This window comes from Aurantiacibacter sediminis (assembly GCF_016019885.1).
GTDB lineage: Bacteria > Pseudomonadota > Alphaproteobacteria > Sphingomonadales > Sphingomonadaceae > Alteraurantiacibacter > Alteraurantiacibacter sediminis.
The window spans coordinates 190,228-207,489 of the sequence record NZ_JAEANY010000003.1; the positions used below are offsets into that span (position 1 = coordinate 190,228).

19 protein-coding genes are annotated in these 17,262 nt (G+C 60.6%); 8 read left to right on the forward strand and 11 right to left on the reverse strand.

Going from position 1 to position 17,262, the window contains the following annotated elements; translation table 11 throughout:
• Positions 1–51: 51 nt before the first annotated feature.
• Positions 52–900 (reverse strand): SAM-dependent methyltransferase, encoded by an 849-nt coding sequence (locus I5L03_RS10285; protein WP_197921690.1) that lies wholly within the window; start codon positions 898–900, stop codon positions 52–54.
• Between the two features lie 253 nt (positions 901–1,153).
• Positions 1,154–1,729, reverse strand: a complete 576-nt coding sequence (locus tag I5L03_RS10290) for a pyridoxamine 5'-phosphate oxidase family protein (protein ID WP_325100166.1) — start codon at positions 1,727–1,729, stop codon at positions 1,154–1,156.
• A 195-nt stretch (positions 1,730–1,924) separates the two neighbouring features.
• Between I5L03_RS10290 and I5L03_RS10295 the strand changes: the two genes are divergently transcribed.
• Both I5L03_RS10295 and I5L03_RS10300 read left to right on the forward strand, forming a co-directional pair.
• Positions 1,925–2,947, forward strand: a complete 1,023-nt coding sequence (locus tag I5L03_RS10295) for an RcnB family protein (protein WP_197921691.1) — start codon at positions 1,925–1,927, stop codon at positions 2,945–2,947.
• 116 nt (positions 2,948–3,063) lie between these two features.
• On the forward strand, positions 3,064–3,762 hold the full coding sequence (locus I5L03_RS10300) for a prolyl hydroxylase family protein (protein WP_234035199.1): 699 nt from the start codon (positions 3,064–3,066) through the stop codon (positions 3,760–3,762).
• Positions 3,763–3,769: 7 nt separating this feature from the next.
• On the opposite strand, the gene I5L03_RS10305 is transcribed toward I5L03_RS10300, so the two are convergent.
• Positions 3,770–5,401 carry a lysine--tRNA ligase gene (locus tag I5L03_RS10305; protein WP_197921692.1) on the reverse strand — a complete coding sequence of 544 codons (1,632 nt, stop codon included), beginning with the start codon at positions 5,399–5,401 and terminating at the stop codon, positions 3,770–3,772.
• A 107-nt stretch (positions 5,402–5,508) separates the two neighbouring features.
• Here I5L03_RS10305 and I5L03_RS10310 point away from each other — a divergent pair, with 107 nt between their 5' ends.
• Together I5L03_RS10310 and I5L03_RS10315 are read left to right on the forward strand one after the other, a co-directional pair.
• Positions 5,509–6,387 carry a mechanosensitive ion channel family protein gene (locus I5L03_RS10310; RefSeq protein ID WP_234035200.1) on the forward strand — a complete coding sequence of 293 codons (879 nt, stop codon included), beginning with the start codon at positions 5,509–5,511 and terminating at the stop codon, positions 6,385–6,387.
• A gap of 349 nt (positions 6,388–6,736) precedes the next feature.
• On the forward strand, positions 6,737–6,925 hold the full coding sequence (locus tag I5L03_RS10315; protein WP_197921694.1) for a hypothetical protein: 189 nt from the start codon (positions 6,737–6,739) through the stop codon (positions 6,923–6,925).
• 431 nt (positions 6,926–7,356) lie between these two features.
• Here the strand turns inward: I5L03_RS10315 and I5L03_RS10320 are convergent, their stop codons facing one another.
• The gene (locus I5L03_RS10320; protein WP_197921695.1) at positions 7,357–7,728 is read right to left on the reverse strand and encodes a nuclear transport factor 2 family protein; all 372 of its coding nucleotides are present in this window, start codon (positions 7,726–7,728) and stop codon (positions 7,357–7,359) included.
• Positions 7,729–7,844: 116 nt separating this feature from the next.
• Here I5L03_RS10320 and I5L03_RS10325 point away from each other — a divergent pair, with 116 nt between their 5' ends.
• Both I5L03_RS10325 and I5L03_RS10330 read left to right on the forward strand, forming a co-directional pair.
• Positions 7,845–10,577 (forward strand): ATP-dependent DNA helicase, encoded by a 2,733-nt coding sequence (locus I5L03_RS10325; RefSeq protein WP_197921696.1) that lies wholly within the window; start codon positions 7,845–7,847, stop codon positions 10,575–10,577.
• Complete coding sequence (locus I5L03_RS10330; protein ID WP_197921697.1) at positions 10,574–11,101, forward strand: SixA phosphatase family protein; 528 nt, start codon at positions 10,574–10,576, stop codon at positions 11,099–11,101. Before I5L03_RS10325 ends, I5L03_RS10330 begins: the two co-directional genes overlap by 4 nt.
• Here I5L03_RS10330 and I5L03_RS10335 read toward each other — a convergent pair.
• Positions 11,098–11,670, reverse strand: coding sequence for a TetR/AcrR family transcriptional regulator (locus tag I5L03_RS10335; protein ID WP_197921698.1), 573 nt, complete (start codon positions 11,668–11,670; stop codon positions 11,098–11,100). The two genes, I5L03_RS10330 and I5L03_RS10335, sit on opposite strands and share 4 nt — an antisense overlap.
• Positions 11,671–11,772: 102 nt before the next feature.
• On the opposite strand from I5L03_RS10335, the gene I5L03_RS10340 reads away from it, so the two are divergent.
• Positions 11,773–12,642, forward strand: coding sequence for an alpha/beta hydrolase (locus tag I5L03_RS10340; RefSeq protein WP_197921699.1), 870 nt, complete (start codon positions 11,773–11,775; stop codon positions 12,640–12,642).
• Positions 12,643–12,656: 14 nt separating this feature from the next.
• On the opposite strand, the gene I5L03_RS10345 is transcribed toward I5L03_RS10340, so the two are convergent.
• The 5 genes from I5L03_RS10345 to rpmF form a co-directional block, all read right to left on the reverse strand.
• Positions 12,657–13,091 carry a MerR family transcriptional regulator gene (locus I5L03_RS10345; protein WP_197921700.1) on the reverse strand — a complete coding sequence of 145 codons (435 nt, stop codon included), beginning with the start codon at positions 13,089–13,091 and terminating at the stop codon, positions 12,657–12,659.
• Complete coding sequence (locus I5L03_RS10350) at positions 13,088–13,387, reverse strand: integration host factor subunit alpha (RefSeq protein WP_197921903.1); 300 nt, start codon at positions 13,385–13,387, stop codon at positions 13,088–13,090. Before I5L03_RS10350 ends, I5L03_RS10345 begins: the two co-directional genes overlap by 4 nt.
• 119 nt (positions 13,388–13,506) lie before the next feature.
• A complete protein-coding gene (locus I5L03_RS10355) occupies positions 13,507–14,472 on the reverse strand; it encodes a beta-ketoacyl-ACP synthase III (RefSeq protein ID WP_197921701.1) in 966 nt (321 codons plus the stop codon).
• Positions 14,469–15,542 carry a phosphate acyltransferase PlsX gene (gene plsX, locus I5L03_RS10360; RefSeq protein WP_197921702.1) on the reverse strand — a complete coding sequence of 358 codons (1,074 nt, stop codon included), beginning with the start codon at positions 15,540–15,542 and terminating at the stop codon, positions 14,469–14,471. The genes I5L03_RS10355 and plsX overlap by 4 nt, the downstream gene beginning before the upstream one ends.
• A 30-nt stretch (positions 15,543–15,572) precedes the next feature.
• Positions 15,573–15,755 (reverse strand): 50S ribosomal protein L32, encoded by a 183-nt coding sequence (gene rpmF, locus I5L03_RS10365; RefSeq protein WP_197921703.1) that lies wholly within the window; start codon positions 15,753–15,755, stop codon positions 15,573–15,575.
• A gap of 193 nt (positions 15,756–15,948) precedes the next feature.
• Here rpmF and I5L03_RS10370 point away from each other — a divergent pair, with 193 nt between their 5' ends.
• Positions 15,949–16,344: an MAPEG family protein gene (locus tag I5L03_RS10370; RefSeq protein ID WP_197921704.1), complete on the forward strand. Its 396-nt coding sequence runs from the start codon at positions 15,949–15,951 to the stop codon at positions 16,342–16,344.
• Here I5L03_RS10370 and I5L03_RS10375 read toward each other — a convergent pair.
• Positions 16,341–17,225, reverse strand: coding sequence for an acyl-CoA desaturase (locus I5L03_RS10375; RefSeq protein ID WP_197921705.1), 885 nt, complete (start codon positions 17,223–17,225; stop codon positions 16,341–16,343). The genes I5L03_RS10370 and I5L03_RS10375 overlap by 4 nt on opposite strands.
• Positions 17,226–17,262 lie beyond the last annotated feature (37 nt).

Consider the following 17,262-nt stretch of genomic DNA (forward strand, 5'->3'; position numbering starts at 1 on the left):
ATACAGTTGCAATTTCTACGCATAGGTTAGGTTTTGGGTCCGTGACGCAGGCTATCGCTGGCGGCTCGCAGTCCAATCCGCGCCGCCGATGAAAGATATGGCGTCGCCCTCGACGCGGCCTTCCAGCAAGATTTCACCGTCGGGGGTGCTCACCAGGATGCTCAACCGATCGCCGCGCAACTCGGCAGTCATCGGGGCATTCTCGCCATTGAGCAGCGCCGTGCCACGCACGGTCTGGTAGTCCTGTTCGAAATTAAGCGTAAGCTCACCCTCGCCGATCTTCACCAGCCAGCGTCCGGCCACATCGGCGGGCACAATCCATGAGTAAACCGGATAGCCCACGACCCGTCGCTCCTCATCCGCAGGCCAGTCCCCCATATCGAAGCGATTGCTGACGATGCGCGTGCCGGGCGTCAGCTCAAGCAGGCGCGGGCGCAGATCCATATTAACGCTCGGCAGCAGGAACATGGTGATGACATCGGCCTGATCGAGCGGCGTATCGAAGAGGTCCTGCTCACGGAATTTCACCCGGTCGGCAACGCCAAGGCTCTCGGCCCGGCTCCGCGCCTCTTCCACCAGCGCCGGATCGAGATCGACGCCCAGCCCGCTTGCCCCGCGATCCACGGCAGCCGCAAGCAGGATGCGCCCATCGCCCGTGCCCAGGTCGATAACGTAATCGTCCGGTCCGATATCGGCCATGTCCAGCATGGCCTGCACGGTAGGCGGGCGGGAAGACACATAGGGCACGTCGAGCTCAGGAATAAGACCCAGCCGCTCCCGCGTTGCGCTCGGATCGACGAAATAGGCACCTGCAAAAAGGATGCCGAGCGTCACTAAAGCCGCAGCGAGAATGCCTGCGGCCTTCCGGCCAAAGCCGCCACCTTCGTCCTCATCGATCATGTCGTGCGAGCGCCTGCCATATGCGCGGTGCTTACCCCCTGCCGCTCCTCAGCGAAACTCCCGTCTATTTGCAACACCGCACTTTCCTACAGAAGGATTGCTGCACTCAATGCAGGGCCTCATGAAAGAACACTCGCCCAAATCTCCAGCGACAAAGCTGAATTTTGCTCCCAGCACGCCGCTCCGATTTTTCCCGTCAGGACACTGTCACACCTGTCACACCCCCTGGCTCCAAACCGTTGATAAGGCACGCTTAAGGAGTGATCCAGCGTCCTACACCGCTGTTCATGTTGATGACTGCCCGGCGGTGTCCATCATTGCTGAGGAAGAACCAGTCCACTTCCGCAAGCGTTACCAGCAGCACAGCAAAGTGTTCACGCGCCGGGGCGACCTGATCGTTGGTTGGTTGCTGGCCTTCGATCCAGTCGGGAAGGCCGCTCGATGGCTCATCGGATTGCGTGCCCGGGCCATCGCCCAGATAGCAGCGGCGCGCGAAGTTGGTGCTCGCTTCCCATGCCGCATCGGCGATAGGGCCGTCGCGTTCGATCCGGCCGGTGCCGCGGCACCGCAGCTGGATCTTCGCCTCCTTGTCATAAAGCAGAACGCCGACCGGCGCCCCATCGCCGATTACAGAGCATTTGGGCGAACGCGCATCGGTGTGGAAGCGCAGCGTGTCAGTCGCGCGGTCGAAAGCGCGCAGCACCATCACCCGCGCATCGGCATCCGCTGTCGCGACAACGGGCGTGTGCATCGGGCTGTGGCGGCTGCTTGCAGCCTCTTCCAGCCGATTGGCTATGTCGTCGGCGATCTGTTCGAATGTCTCCTGCACCCGGCGACACCTGCCTGCTGTGAGAGCGCAGGGCAAGGCTTCATTCGGTTCAGCAAACTAGTCCTAAACATGAACAAAGCCCCAACAGCGCGGTTCAGTTACGGGTCAGGCCGGTCCTGTAGAAAGGTGAGCAACACGAACGAACTGGGGCCGCGACACTCGCAGCGGCATTGGTCAACACGAGGAGATGTTGCAATGCGACTCGCTGACTTACTGAAAACAAGCGGCCTTGCTGCGATCGGCGTCATGATGCTGGCGCCTCTGGCTCCGGCCACAGCGGCGTCTGCTTTAGGCGCTGAGAGCGCGGCAGAACAACAGCGCGGGGATCGCGCTGATCGACAGGACAGGCGACGCGATCGTGCGCGCGGTGAAGGCCGACGTGGCAATCGCGATGCCCGCAATGACAGGCGAGGAGATCGCGGCGAACGCGCTGCGCCCCGCCAGCGCCGTGCAGACAGCAATGGTGGTGGACGCCGCCGCAATGCCGAGCCGGACATGAGGCGTCCTGCCGCTGTCGCTCCGGCGCGCGCCGTTGGCGAACGTGTCCGTGATAGCGTCGGCTCGAACCGCGGCGATGCTCGCCAGGATCGCCGCGCCGACCGGCGAGATCGCTATCGTGACAACCGCGGGGACCGCCGGGCCGACCGTCGTGATCGGTACCGCGACAACCGCGGGGACCGCCGGGCCGACCGTCGTGATCGTTATCGCGACCAGCGCGGAGACTATCGCCGTGACAGGCGCGCGGACCGCCGCGATCGCTACCGTGATCAGCGCGGAGACTACCGCCGTGACCGCTATCGGGATCGTCGCGATTACCGCCGCGATGGTCGCGACTACCGCCGGGATCGCTACAATTATCGCGATGGCTACCGTGCGGGTCGCCGTGAAGCTCGGCGCGATTATCGCCGGTGGAACAGGCATAATTGGCGGCAGAACCGCCGCTATAACTGGAACCGGTATCGTTACAACAATCGCAGCCACTTCAGCCTCGGCCGGTATTACGCGCCCTATCGCGGGTATCGCTATCGCCGACTGAATGTCGGGTTCTTCCTCGATCGCCTGTTCTTCGGTGATCGCTACTGGATCAACGATCCGTGGAGCTATCGCCTGCCAGACGTCTACGGCCCCTATCGCTGGGTGCGCTACTATGACGATGTGGTGCTGGTGGACATTTACACCGGTGAAGTGGTCGACGTGATCCACGACTTCTTCTGGTAAGGCCTATCAACTGATTGCCGGAGCGAGTGGCCGGCAAGAGCCCCCCGTTGCGCAAGCAGCGGGGGGTTTCGCGTTCATCCCACAATTGAGGCTTGCCTACAGACGGCGGCAATGGAATGGCTGTCAGCAAGATGAGCGAAACGAAGCAAAGCAAATTTGCGCCCAACGCCGATCAGCCGGGGCTGAAAAGCATCGGCAGGCGCGTGCGTGAACGGCTGTCGGACAATCCGGCTGCCTACAAAGTGCCTGCGGACGACATTGAGCTTTACGCCGTGGGCGATTTCATGACGCCTGCCGAATGCGCGAAGATGATGGAGCTGATCGATGCCACCGCGCGGCCCAGCGTCGTGTTCGACATCGACTATTCGGAAGGATACCGCACCAGCTATTCCGGCGATGTCGATCCCTACGATCCCTTCGTAAAGAAGATCAGCCGCCGGATTGACGATCTGATCGGCGTAGAATCCGAATTCGGTGAGACGATCCAGGGCCAGCGCTATATGCCCGGGCAAGAATTCCAGCCGCATCATGACTGGTTCCACCCGGACACCAGCTATTGGGAACACGAAATGAGCCGCGGCGGACAGCGCAGCTATACTACCATGGTCTTTCTCAATGATGTCGAAGCCGGCGGGACGACCGATTTCATCGATATCGGCATCTCGATCGAGCCCAAACCCGGTGTGCTGCTCGCATGGAACAACGCCAAGCCCGATGGAACGACCAATCCGATGACAATGCATGCGGGCCGCCCCGTTCAGCAGGGTAGCAAATACATCATTACCAAGTGGTATCGCACCAAAACCTGGACGTAGGCCGCCCCTAGCGCGCGAGAGCCTCGGCGATCAGTTTGCGCGTGTTCTCGACACCGTAAAGCGCGATGAAGCTGCCCATCCGTGGTCCTTGTGAGGAGCCGAGCAGCGTCTCGTACTGCGCCTTGAACCAGTCTCGCAGGTTGTCGAAACCGAATGTCTGATCCTTGCCGATCTCGTAAACGATGGTCTGCAAGTCCTCGGAAGGCATATCGGTGGGCACATCGGCAAGACGAGCATCGAGCGCCTTGAGCGCCTCTGCCTCATTGACTTCCGGAGCGCGCTTGACCATGGTCGGGGCGATGAAATCGCGGTTATAGGCGAGCGCACGGTCCACCAGCACGTCTAGAGCAGGATGCGCTTCGGGATCGGCGTTCTCGACATAATTGCCGAGATAGGACCACACCTGATCCTTGTCCGCCTCTGCGCCCAGCACGCCGACCAGATTGAGGAGCAGGCCATAGGTGACGGGCAGCGTATCGCCCGACCCGACCGGAGGTTGCGAACCGGTGGGATCCTTGATCCGCAGCAGGTTCCACACCGGATTGCCGAGCTGCTTGTCGATATCCTGATCCGGAATGCGCTCACGGAACTGCCAATAGTCATCGACCGCGCGCGGAATCACGCCGGTGTGCAGCTGCTTCGCGCTTTTGGGATTGGGGAAGATGTAGAAGCCCAGGCTCTCTTCAGTGCCGTAGGTCAGCCATTCTTCGATCGTCAGGCCATTGCCCTTCGACTTGGAAATTTTCTCGCCCTTCTCGTCTAGGAAGAGCTCGTAAATCAGGCCCTCAGGCTTACGACCGCCAAGCACCTTGGCGATCTTACCAGACTGAATGCCGGTATCGGTCAGGTCCTTGCCGTACATTTCGTAATCGACGCCAAGGGCCACCCAGCGCATTGCGAAATCGACTTTCCATTGCAGCTTGGCCATGCCGCCGAGCGCGCTCTGCTCGATCACCGCGCCGTCTTCATCGGTGAAGCGGATCGTGCCCGCATCGGCGTCGACGACTTCGACGGGCACTTGCAACACATGTCCTGTCGCAGGGCTGATCGGCATGATCGGCGAGTAGGTTGCCGCGCGCTCGGCCCGCAGCGTCGGGAGCATGATGTCGAGAATCGCCTGATTGTTGCGCAGCACACCACGCAGGGCATCATCGAAAGCACCAGAGTTATACTTGTCGCTCGCCGCGATGAATTCATAGTCAAAGCCAAAGCGATCAAGGAATTCGCGCAGCATCGCATTGTTATGCGCGGCAAAGCTTTCATACTTCTCGAACGGGTCGGGGATGCGGCTCAGCGGCTTGTGGAGGTTTCCCTCGAGCAGAGCCTTGTTCGGCACATTGTCCGGCACTTTGCGCAGGCCGTCCATATCATCGCTGAAAGCTACAAGCCGAGTGGGCGCAGGATTGCCATCCTCATCAGAGGCGACGATCTCGTAAGCCTTGCGGACAAGCGTGGTGCGCAGCACTTCTTGGAATGTGCCGATATGCGGGAGGCCCGATGGGCCATAGCCGGTCTCAAACAGTACCGGTTCACCACTGGGCTTGCCGTCACGATACCGTTTGAACAGCCGCTGAGCCTCCTGAAAGGGCCAGGCCTTGGAATTGCGAGCAGCGGTGATGAGATCGGTACTGAAAGTCATGCTTTGCGCATTGCCCAAAGGAAGCGATTTCGCAAGTGCGAAACGATTCGGAACCCTCGCCGCAAAATCACGTTGATCGCAAAACAAGATAATGAATGGGGTCTCCTTTGGATTATATCGAAATTCTGCGCAGCAATGTGATGGACATGTGGAATGGTGCCGTCGCCTTGTTGCCCAATCTCGCAATCGCGATTGTCGTCCTGCTGATTACATGGATCGTGGCACGGTTTGCTTTGCGCATCGCCAATGCGATCATCGGCAAGACAGAGCTTCGCGAAGATCTGCGCCAGCTGATCCAAACTTTTGTGCGGTTGCTTATCTGGATTGGCGGCCTTGTCCTTGCACTAATCGTCGCAATCCCGGGCTTCACGCCCGCAGGATTGATCGCAGGTCTAGGCATCGGCGCGCTGGCGATCGGCTTCGCTTTTCAGGACATCTTCGAGAATTTCCTCGCGGGCGTGCTGATCATGCTGCGCGAGAAGATGCGCATCGGCGATCTCATCGAATGCGAAGGCGTCACGGGTAAGGTCGAGAAGATCACCCTGCGCGAAACCTATATCCGCCAGCTTTCCAATGAGCTGACCGTGATGCCGAACTCGATGCTGTTCAAGAACCCGGTCGAAATTCTTACCGATGACACGGTGCGCCGGAACGAGGTCGTGGTGGGTGTTTCTTACGACGCCGATCTCGAAAAGGCGCAGCAGGCGATCTACGATGCGATGGCTACGGTAGATGCCGTGGTCGAGGATCGCCCGGTAATTGTTTACGCGCAGGAATTCGGCGGCAGCTCAATCAACTTCCTCGTCCAGTGGTATGCGCAATCGGCAGCACGCGATCTGCGCCAGACCAAGAGCGAGGCGATCAAGGCGATCAAAAAGAGCCTCGACGCTGCAGAAATCGGGATCCCCTTCCCCATCGTCACCAACATGTTCCCGGAACCCCTGCGGATCGAGCAGATGGGCGACAATGAGAAGAGTTCCGGCTGAGCGCTACCAATCGAAAGAGATTGACCGATTGACCGTATGGCGCGCGGGCTTTGCTCGCTCCTTCTGCGCTTTCTCCGCCCGTTCCAAGGCTGCGCGCTGCTCGCGAAGCTTGGCTGCAAGATTAGTGGAGACCAAGCCATCTGAGGTAGGCTTCGTCGTGGGCGCGGGAGCTCTTTGAGGAGGCTGCGAAGACCGGGGCTTGATCGATACCAGAGTGGCTGGATCATATTCCCGCCTGACCGGAGGTGCTGGCTCGTCCTTGCGAGAGGCGGAAGCAGGCTCTGGGGTTTCGGTTAAAGGCGCTTCAGCTTCTCTCACGGGAACTTGTTTATCTGTCCTCCGTCGCCGCATGAATGCGAAAGCTACGAGCGCCAACACCGCCATCAATCCGATCAGCGCAAACCAGAGCGAATTGCCACTCGCTTCGGATGCCTCGGCGGTGGCTGGGTTTGCAGCTGCGTCGGCAGTCGGCGCAGGTGTCTCCGGCGGCAGTGCTGGTGACGGCGCGGAGCCCTCGCTCTCTGGCGGCGTGACTTGAACCGGCTCCGACGCAGTCACGGGTTCATCGGCGCTTTGCTGGACCGGCTCCTGTCGCGCAGGACTACCGGCTTCGGGAGCCGCGGTCGGCGTTGGTGTCGGCTGGGCGGGCAATTCCTGGACAATCGGGTTTGCTGCTGCGCTCGGCCTTGCCTGAGGCTGTTGCTGAGACTCGCCCTCACCCGGCGGCAATTGAAAATCGCTCGGAATTGCGGGCGTGATAGGCGTCGCGCTGCTCTGCGGAAGAGGCGCGTCTTGCGCCGTCGCCGCGTTTGGCAGGACTGCAAGGATCATGGCCCAGAATATTGGTCGCAAACTCATGGCAACCGCCATAGCGCAGCGAGCGCAGAATATCCTGAACGAATATTCATCCGCCGAAGGCGACGCCCACAGGTGCGATGGATCGCGTCTGCGCTGCGACAGGCGGCGCTTTTACATCGTAACCCGGGCGTAGGTGATCTGGCCGTCTTCCACGAAATAGGCGGTGACCGTGCAGCAATAGACTTGCCCGCGTTCGGTATATTCGACCGTGTCGATCACGCGGTTCCCATAAGCTTCGCGATCGACCACCCGCACGGTCGGTGCATCGGGGCGAAAGTTCTGCGCGTAGGCTTCGGCAATCTGCGCCCTGCCCTGAAAGCTGAAGCCGTTCGCATCGACAATCGCATCATCGGCAAAGTGGGCAACGAAGCGCGCGCGATCCCGCGCCTGATAGGCCGCCGTGGCGCTGGCGATTACCTGCTCGGGTGATCGTTGCTGATCCCCTTGTGCAGGAGCCGCCGTGTGCACAGCAAATACAGCCAAGGCTCCCAAAGACATCATGAATTTCCGCATGGCCAATCCCTCCTTGCCACATCTGTTCACCGATTGTCTGGCAGAGCAATGTTTACAATTCGTTCTCATCGCCGATAGTGGATCCGATGCCGCTACAGCCGCTTCCCCTTCCCGCTTTGCACGCCAGCCACGCAGGCAGCTGGCATCGTGCGGCCAATGGCGAAACCGAAGGACTGTCCAAAGGCCAGGCGGTGATGGCTGCTGCCGATACACCGCATCTGATCATGAACGCTCCGCTGATCGCCACACGGCTTGGCTATCCGGATTTGTCCGGTCTCGACCTGCTTGAGCTCTTCGCCTTTGTACATCCAGCGAAATTCTGCGTTCCGACGCCCAAGGGCCTCGCCCATGCTCTGGACCTTGAGGAGCCGGAGGACGGCGCGCAAGTCCCCGAATTTCTGCAATTGGCCGCCGCACAATTGCTTGAGCATTGTGAAGTCGAAGACTGGGCAGAGCGCGAGGGGGCATGTAGCGTGTTGCAATCGCTCGCCAAATTGCGCTGGGCATGGGCGCCCGTGGTCGCGCCGCATATCCGCCAGCCCAAAACGGCAGAGAAATGGCTCTTTTCCAAATTGCCCGAGTGGCAGGAAGCACCGGAAAGGCCGCAGCCTGCCCAGCTGACATTAGGCGAGGATCGAATCCTCGGCCAATTGGAGGAGCTTACGGGCGCTGCTGCGGAGCGGCGAGACGGTCAGCGGGACTATGCGAGCGCAGTGGGCAACATATTCGCGCCGCGCGAAAAGAAGGCGCGGCCGCACGTTCTGCTGGCAGAAGCGGGTACCGGGATTGGCAAGACGCTGGGCTATCTCGCCCCCTCCTCTCTCTGGTCGCGGGAGGCGCAGGGCACTGTCTGGGTCAGCACCTACACCAAGAATTTGCAGCGCCAACTCCGGGCGGAAAGCCGCCGCGCGTGGCCGGAAGAGCGGCCCGATGGCTCGCGTCCGGTCGTCGTGCGCAAGGGCCGCGAAAACTACCTCTGCCTGCTCAATCTGGAGGACGCCGTGCAAGGCGGCTTTGGCGGCCGTGCTGCGATTCTCGCGCAATTGGTCGCAAGGTGGGCCGCCTTCACGCAGGATGGCGACATGATTGGCGGCGATCTGCCCGGCTGGCTGGGTACGCTGTTTCGCAACCGCGCCATCAAGAGCCTGACCGATCAACGCGGCGAGTGCGTGTATGCAGGCTGCCCGCATTACCGCAAATGCTTCATCGAACGCGCCGCAAGGGCGAGCGCGCAGGCCGATCTTGTGATCGCGAACCATGCGCTGGTGATGGTCAATGCCGCGCGCGGGCGCGACCATGCGCAGCGCCCGACGCGCATCATCTTTGACGAGGGCCATCACGTTTTCGATGCCGCTGACAGCACCTTCTCTGCCGCGCTGACCGGGCAGGAAGCCATCGAACTGCGGCGCTGGATCATCGGGCCCGAACGCGGCTCAAAAGGGCGGCGGCGCGGCCTATCCGCCCGGCTCGCCGACGTGGCAAGCTATGACGAGGCAGGCGGTGAAGCGATCGAAGCGGCGCGCGAAGCCGCTCACGTCCTCCCCTCCGAAGGATGGCTCGGCCGCATCGCTGAAAACGCGCCATCGGGAGAGATCGAAACGCTGCTCGCAGCCGTGCGCGCGATAACCTATGCCCGCGACGAAAGCGGCGCTGCGGATGCAGGATATGGCATCGAGACAGAGGCCGCGGGGCTCGAAGGCAATTTCGTCGAGTTGGCACAGGCCGCCGCGCAAGCTCTCGCCGCAATTCGCCATCCGCTCATCAGACTGGGCGTACGCTTGGAAGCGATGCTGGAAGAAGCACCCGATTGGCTCGACGGACAAGGACGGGCGCGGATAGAAGGCGCGCGCTTCTCGCTCAGCTGGCGCATCGACACACTCGCCGCGTGGGAATCCTTGCTGGGCCGATTGGGCGGACCTGCCGATCCTGAATTCGTCGACTGGCTGGCAGTCGAACGCGGCGATGCCCGCGAGTTCGATATCGGGCTTTACCGGCACTTCCTTGACCCCATGAAGCCCTTTGCCAACACCGTGCTGGAAGGCGCTCATGGCGTAATGCTCACCAGCGCCACATTGACGGACCGCCTCGCCGAGGGTCGCGACTGGTCAAGCGCGATTGCCCGCTCCGGCGCTCCGCATATCGAAGTGCAACCGCGCGTTGCCGAGGCCGAAAGCCCGTTCGATTATGCCAGCAACGCAGAAGTGCTGATCGTCACCGATGTCAAGAAAGGCGATCTGGCGGGCCTCGCAGGAGCATATGCGCGCATCATCGAAGCGTCGGGCGGAGGCGTGCTCGGCTTATTCACCGCCATCCGCAGACTGCGCGCCGTACACGGTCGCATCGCAGACCGGCTGGCGCGCGCAGGATTGCCGCTGTTCGCCCAGCATGTTGATCCTATCGACACCGGCACGCTGGTCGACATTTTTCGCGATGATCCGCGCGCCAGCCTGCTCGGCACCGATGCCCTGCGCGATGGTGTCGACGTGCCGGGAGAATCGCTGCGCTGCGTCGTGATGGAGCAGGTGCCCTGGCCCAAGCCCAGCATTCTCCACCGCGCACGCCGCGCAGCGCAAGGTGGCTCCGCCTATGATGACAGGATCATGCGCGGACGGCTTGCACAGGCTTTCGGTCGGCTCATCCGCAGCCGGGATGATCGCGGTCACTTCATCGTCCTCTCACCCGCTTTCCCAAGCCGCCTGCTCACCGCTTTTCCTGTAGGTGTGTCCATCACCCGGCTTTCGCTAGATGAAGCTTTACAACGCGTGGCAGCGGGTGTTTCGTGCAAGGCAGGGATCGAGAAAGAGGAACGTCAAGCGTGAAACGCCTGGGCCTGCTGCGTCATGCAAAATCCGATTGGGACGATTTGTCCCTGCGCGACTTTGACCGCGGGCTAAACGATCGCGGGCGCAAGGGCGCAAAATTGATGGGCGATCACATTCGCCAGCACGGCGCGAAGTGGGATCTGATGGTTGCTAGCCCTGCTGAACGCGTAAAACGAACGCTTGAAGCTAGCGAGCTCGATATGCCCGTGACCTATAAAGAAAAAGCCTATCTGGGCGATGCCGCAACGCTGATGGCACTGGTAAGCGAGAATGCGGGCGACGCCGATGCCGTGCTGGTCGCGGCGCACAATCCGGGTCTGCAGGAACTTGCGCTGACACTCGTGCCGACCGAAGGCGAGGATGAACTGTTCGAAGAGGTTATGCGCAAATATCCGACCGCCGCCTTTGCGGTGTTTGAGCTCGACATCGATGACTGGTCGGAGCTCGAGAGCGGTTGCGGGAAACTGGTGCATTTCGCCCGTCCCCGAGACCTGGATCCTGAACTGGGCCCACAGGGCTAGGCCGTCTTCGACTGCAGCAAGTCCAATTGCCGCTCCACCCGCCGCATGATCTGTGCGGACCATTCCTGCGGCTCCATATCCGGGCCGAAATTCTGGCCGCGTAGCACGACATGGCCGTGAACCATCGCGACGAGATCCGCAGCAATGCGGCGCGCTTCATTCCCGATGTCTTCGAGCCTTGCCACGAGTGCAACAAAAAACTCGTAATTGGCGAGCGCGATTGTCCGCGCTTCTGACGAGGGGGCATATCCCGTCGTTTGCGGATTGAACATCAGGCGATAATGCTGCGGCTGCTTGCGCGCGAGCAGCAGGTATTCGCGGACTGCGGCCAAAACGGCCTCTCGCGGATCGCTTTCTCGTTTTCCCGCTTCTCGAGCAGCGGTCCCCAACCGTTCGAAGCCCTGCACGAAAAGCGCGTCCAGCAATCCCGCCCTTCCGTTGAAATTGCGATAAATCCCGATGGTCGATTGCTTGGCGCGCTTGGCAACTTCTCGGACCGTCAGTCCTTCGATCGAGATTTCCTCGATCGCGATTGCCGCAGCTTTGATGAGTGTATTGCGGCTTTCCATTCCCTGCCTTCGCCTAACCGGCATTTCGCCGACCTCTGCCTCCGCTCTTGACGAGTACACTTGAATGCGCAATGCGATAACGCTGTTATCACAGAGTGCAATATGAAGGCCAAGCTCCCTCCCTTGTTTCAAAAGCTCTCGGCGGCGAGCCCCGCCGCCGCCGGCAAGGCTGCGCATTTCCTCTTCACGCACCCACTTCCCACCGCCATCCGATCAGAGGCGGAGAAAAGGCTGGCGAGGAAGGCGCAGGCAAAACTGACTGAAGCGGAGCGGACCGACATGTGGGTCAACGGCTATCGCATCGCCAGCTATCGGTTCGCCGCAGCCACACCCAAGCCGCGCGGCACCGTCATGATGGTGCATGGTTGGACGAGCGCCTCTGCCTTCATGACTGCGCCGATCCCCGCCCTTTGCGAGCGTGGGTACGATGTTGTCGCATTCGATATGCCTGCGCATGGCAAGTCGAGCGGGCGGCGCGCGGAATTGATGGATTGCGTGCTCGCTATGATTGCCGTTGCAGACCGGCACGGCCCGATCGACCAGATCATTGCGCACAGTTTCGGTGGGCCTGTCACCACGATGACGATCGCTGGCGGCCTGTCAAAAGGGCTTACCGACCAGACGCGCCTGCTCTTTATCGCTTCTCCCAACAGATTGGCGGATGTGACCGAACAGTTTTCCCGCGCGATTGGACTTTCGCGCGAGGCGCAGGCCGAATTCGAGAAGCGATTGGTGCAGCCCTTTGGCGTCGATCTTGATGCGATGGATGGAAACTTGTTGCTGTCGGATTGCCCCAATCCTCTCACCATCCTGCATTCGCGTGACGATCGCGAGGTAGCATTCGATGCGGCGGAGAAATTCGCAAGCCTTGGCGAGCAGGTGACGCTGAGGCCACTCAACGGGCTCGGCCATCGCCGAATCCTGCACGCCCAGCCGAGTGTCGCGGCGATGCTGGACGCTGTCTCAGGCTGAGTTTTCGGAAAATTTCAGTCGAGCGCGGCTGCCAGCCGATCACGGATCTGGCGGAGCTGTTGCTTCACGTCCAGCTGCTGATCTTGCGCCTTTTCCAAATCACTCACTGCGTGATCTTTCGGCGGTGTAGCCAGCGCAGATGACGTTTCCAGGATTGCGCCTGTCGCTCCGGCTTTCGCAGCGGAAATCGCCTTTTTAGCGCCTTTCAGCGTGTAGCCTTCTTCATTGACCAAGCGATTGATCGTTTCGACCATGGCCACATCTTCAGCACGGTAAAGCCGCCGGCCGCCACTGCGTTTCAAGGGATTGAGGCTCGGGAATTGCTGCTCCCAATATCGCAGCACATGGGGTTTGATACCGAACGCGGCGGAGACTTCCCCAATGGTGCGCATCGCACCTTCCGCCTTGCCGTCCTCAAACAGCGGACCGGAGGAGGCGCTGTCGCTCATCCGGCGTCAGCGATCCTGTCTTTTAACTTGTGGCTGGCACGGAACGTCATGACGCGGCGCGGTGTGATCGGCACTTCAACGCCCGTTTTGGGGTTGCGGCCGATACGCTCTTTTTTGTCACGCAAAACGAAGCTTCCGAAACCGGAAATCTTCACGTTTTCGCCATCCGACATGGCATCGCACATTTTGGCGAGAATGGCTTCGACAAGATCGAGGCTTTCGGCCCGCGAAAAGCCAAGCTTGTGGTTGATCGTCTCAGCCAGATCGGCGCGCGTCAAAGTGCCAACGGAGCGCATGGTATCCATGACATTTCCTTCTCAATACTAGCGACCCTTGTTCCGTATGCGCAGGTCACAGCCCGAAAGCAAGGTAAAGGCAGGTGATGATGGGGAAAAATTCTGCTCTCGCGGCAGGGTTAGACGCGCAAGAGGCTGGCGCCCCAGGTGAAGCCGCCGCCCATGGCTTCCAGCATCACTAGGTCGCCTTGCTTGATCCGCCCATCCCGGCGCGCCACGTCATAGGCGAGCGGAACGGAAGCTGCAGACGTGTTCGCATGCTGTCCGACTGTCACCACCAATTTCTCAAGCGGCAGTCCAAGCTTCTTGGCAGTGGCGTCCAGAATTCGCTGGTTTGCCTGATGAGGAACCACCCAGTCGATGTCGCCCGGAACGTGTCCTGCATCCTCCAGCACCTCGACCAGTACGCTGGAGAGATTGGTCACGGCATGGCGGAAAACTTCCCGCCCCTTCATGCGCAGCTTGCCGACTTCACCCGTGGTGGACGGCCCGCCATCGACATAGAGAAGGTCGCAATGCTCACCCTCTGCGTGAAGGCGCGTGGCGAGAAGGCCCGGCCCGTCTTCCGCAACGTCCTGCGCTTCGACCACCATGGCGCCAGCACCATCTCCGAAAAGAACGCAAGTGGTGCGATCTTCCCAGTCGAGGATCCTACTGAAGGTCTCCGAGCCTATGACGATCGCACACTTCGCCATGCCGGAGCGCAGCATCGAGTCCACCGTGCCCATCGCATATAGGAAACCCGAACAGACAGCCGCAACATCGAACGCAGCGAAGCCTTTACCGCCAAGCGCCGCCTGCACCTGTGTGGCGGTGGCGGGAAATGTGCGATCAGGCGTGGCAGTGGCGAGCACAATCAGGTCGATATCGCCGATAGAAACGCCCGCGTCATCGAGTGCCGCCTGCGCTGCCGCCGTCGCCAGCGTGCCGGTCGTTTCGTCCTCGCCAGCGATATAACGCTGGGTGATGCCGGTCCGCTCGCGGATCCATTCGTCACTCGTGTCGACCTGCTCGGCAAGCTCCGCATTGCTGACGCAGCGCTTGGGCAGCGCCGAACCGGACCCGAGAATGACAGAGCGGATCATGCCTTTGGCTCGTCGCCAGAGCTGTGGCCATTGCCTGTTTCGCGCAAGGCGTCTTCGCCCATTTCGGCAAGATCGGCAGCGATGCGGGTGGTGATGTCATCCTCCAGCAGGCGCGCGGTGACATGCACGGCATTGGCCACGCCCTTGGCATTGGCGCTGCCATGCGATTTCACGATCACGCCATTGAGGCCGAGAAACACCCCGCCATTGTGATTATTGGGATCGAGATGGTGGCGCAGCAGCTCGGTCGCCGGGCGACTGACGAGGAAGCCGACCTTTGAGCGCAACGAGCTGGTAAAGGCGGTCTTCAGCAAATCGGTCACGAAGCGCGCGGAGCCTTCGATCGCTTTCAGCGCGATATTGCCGGAAAATCCATCGGTCACGACCACATCGACTTCGCCGCGGTTGATCTTGTCCGCTTCGATAAATCCATCGAATTCAAGCGCGAGGCCCGTCGCATCGCGCAGCGATTGGCTGGCGGTGCGCAGATCGTCGGTGCCCTTGATACTCTCGGTTCCGATATTCAGGAGCCGCACGCGCGGCTCTGCCTTGGCGGTCACGATGCGTGAATAGGCAGCGCCCATGATGGCGAACTGGATGAGGTTGCGTGCATCGCAATCCGTATTCGCACCCAGATCGAGCATGACCACGTCATTCTCGCCGAGGGTGGGCATCAGGCCAGCAAGCGCGGGGCGATCGATGCCAGGCATGGTGCGCAGGGCGAGCTTGCTCATCGCCATCAGCGCGCCGGTATTGCCGCCGCTGACAGCAGCGCCGCAGTTGCCCTCTTTTACGGCATTTATGGCCAAGCCCATGCTTGTAGTCTTGGCACGACGAATGGCGCGGCTGGGCTTTTCATCGCCCTCCACGACCTCATCGCAATGCAGGATTTCGCTGGCCGCAGCCATGCCGGGATGCTCATCGAGCGCAGACTTGATCCGCGCTTCGTCACCCACCAGCAGGAATCGGAACTTGTCATGGTCACGCCGCGCCTCGGCAGCGCCATGCACCATTACGCGCACGCCTTCATCGCCGCCCATCGCATCAATCGCGATACGCGGCAGACTCATGCGCTAACGCTCCTATCCAATGCCGAAGTCTTAAAGACCTTTGGGCTCAATAACCTGGCGACCATTGTAATGGCCACAGGCATTGCAAAGCATGTGCGGACGCTTCAGCTCGCCGCAGTTTGAGCATTCGTGGAATGCCTCAACCTTAAGCGAATCGTGAGCCCGGCGATTGCCCCGGCGATGCGGTGAAACTTTTCTCTTAGGGACAGCCATGGCGGCACCTGTTCCTGTAAACTGATTAAAACTGTTGGATGCCGCCCTAGGCGATGGCTTCCACCCGCGCAAGCGCGGCGGAGAACAATCTCGCAGGATACGGCGAAGGCGCGCGCTATACCGATTTTTCTGAGCGTTGCAAGCATTGCGGACAGCGTTAAGGCTGCAATTGAGTTCGAATCGGGAGCACGCAATGCCGGACCTTCACATTACCCTGCTGAGCGCGGGAATCGCAGCGCTGATCAATCTCTGGCATTTCTGGCGCTGCGGGCGTGCGCGGCAGAAAGGCAGTATCGCGCACGGCGATGGCGGCGATGTGAGCCTGCAGCGAGCCATGCGTGCGCACAGCAATTTCACCGAATACACTCCGCTGTTCTTGCTTTTGGTCTTCGTGCTGGAAATCACCGCCCATTCGGGCTGGCTGCTCGGCGTTGCGGCTGGCCTATTTCTAATCGGACGCGTGTTTCACGCGATCGGTTTGAATTCTGACAAGGCCGGAATGCTGCGGATGATCGGCATGCTATGCACGCTCATCCCGACGCTGGGGCTGGCGATCGCGGCAATTCTTGCGGGCGTGAAGCTGATTTAGAGCACGGCTTTGAGCGAGCGCTTCCGGTCGGGCATATCCTTGGGGAGGCACACATCCCAGACAAGACCGCATTTTTGCAGAAACGCAATCAACGCATACCCCCAATCGCTTTGGCCCGGATAAATCCCGATCCTTGCTGATCCCGGATAGGCATGGTGGTTATTGTGCCAAGCCTCCCCCATCGTCGGGATAGCCGCCCACGGGACATCGTGAGCCTGAACACCGGCATCGCGCACCAGGTTGCGTTGCGGACCTTTTCGGTGAGCGAAATAGCCGACAAGCCAGTGGCCGTGGACAGTTATCGCAACGCGGGCACAAATTCCCCAAACGACCCAGCCCCAGCCGCCAATAGCGAACAGAAGCAGCGCCAGCGGTAGCTGATGGAGCATCCACGAAGCTTCGAGAAAGCGCAGGAAACGGTTATTGCCGACTTCGCCGAGATCGAATTGCGGCGGCCTTTCTAGTTCGAGCCGACAGTGTAATTGCCACCAGGCGTCTTTCCAGATTGGTGAGCGGTGCGAGAGATAGGGATGGCATTTCGCTTGGCGCTGAGCCCAATCCCGCAGATCATGGGTCTTGATGATCCAATGCGGGCCACTCATCCCTGCCAACACACCGCACCAAATCAGGAAATACCGCAATGGCTCAACCGTCCTAAAACTCTGATGGATGAGCAGCCTGTGAAAGCCGAGCGAATGGCCAAGTAGTATGAAGGCGCCGGAAAGAAGGGCGAAAATGGCAAAGGCGCCCAAGCTGAACGTTTGTGGGCCGAACATCAAAGCGACAAGCAGCATCCCGCCATTCCACAAAGAATGCACGGGATCCCAACGCACCCTGCCCTGCACGGCGTCAGCACCGACATCGGATGCAATGCAGTTCACCTCACACCTGTCCCTCGTCGTTGACTGTGCTGCATTC

What these genes read in the sequence shown, in the direction of transcription:
- I5L03_RS10285 (WP_197921690.1), bottom strand. Translation starts at nt 900, where the DNA reads ATGATCGATGAGGACGAAGGTGGCGGCTTTGGCCGGAAGGCCGCAGGC.
- I5L03_RS10295 (WP_197921691.1), top strand. Translation starts at nt 1,925, where the DNA reads ATGCGACTCGCTGACTTACTGAAAACAAGCGGCCTTGCTGCGATCGGC.
- I5L03_RS10300 (WP_234035199.1), top strand. Translation starts at nt 3,064, where the DNA reads ATGGCTGTCAGCAAGATGAGCGAAACGAAGCAAAGCAAATTTGCGCCC.
- I5L03_RS10305 (WP_197921692.1), bottom strand. Translation starts at nt 5,401, where the DNA reads ATGACTTTCAGTACCGATCTCATCACCGCTGCTCGCAATTCCAAGGCC.
- I5L03_RS10315 (WP_197921694.1), top strand. Translation starts at nt 6,737, where the DNA reads ATGAATGCGAAAGCTACGAGCGCCAACACCGCCATCAATCCGATCAGC.
- I5L03_RS10325 (WP_197921696.1), top strand. Translation starts at nt 7,845, where the DNA reads ATGCCGCTACAGCCGCTTCCCCTTCCCGCTTTGCACGCCAGCCACGCA.
- I5L03_RS10335 (WP_197921698.1), bottom strand. Translation starts at nt 11,670, where the DNA reads ATGGAAAGCCGCAATACACTCATCAAAGCTGCGGCAATCGCGATCGAG.
- I5L03_RS10340 (WP_197921699.1), top strand. Translation starts at nt 11,773, where the DNA reads ATGAAGGCCAAGCTCCCTCCCTTGTTTCAAAAGCTCTCGGCGGCGAGC.
- I5L03_RS10345 (WP_197921700.1), bottom strand. Translation starts at nt 13,091, where the DNA reads ATGAGCGACAGCGCCTCCTCCGGTCCGCTGTTTGAGGACGGCAAGGCG.
- I5L03_RS10350 (WP_197921903.1), bottom strand. Translation starts at nt 13,387, where the DNA reads ATGCGCTCCGTTGGCACTTTGACGCGCGCCGATCTGGCTGAGACGATC.
- I5L03_RS10355 (WP_197921701.1), bottom strand. Translation starts at nt 14,472, where the DNA reads ATGATCCGCTCTGTCATTCTCGGGTCCGGTTCGGCGCTGCCCAAGCGC.
- plsX (WP_197921702.1), bottom strand. Translation starts at nt 15,542, where the DNA reads ATGAGTCTGCCGCGTATCGCGATTGATGCGATGGGCGGCGATGAAGGC.
- rpmF (WP_197921703.1), bottom strand. Translation starts at nt 15,755, where the DNA reads ATGGCTGTCCCTAAGAGAAAAGTTTCACCGCATCGCCGGGGCAATCGC.
- I5L03_RS10370 (WP_197921704.1), top strand. Translation starts at nt 15,949, where the DNA reads ATGCCGGACCTTCACATTACCCTGCTGAGCGCGGGAATCGCAGCGCTG.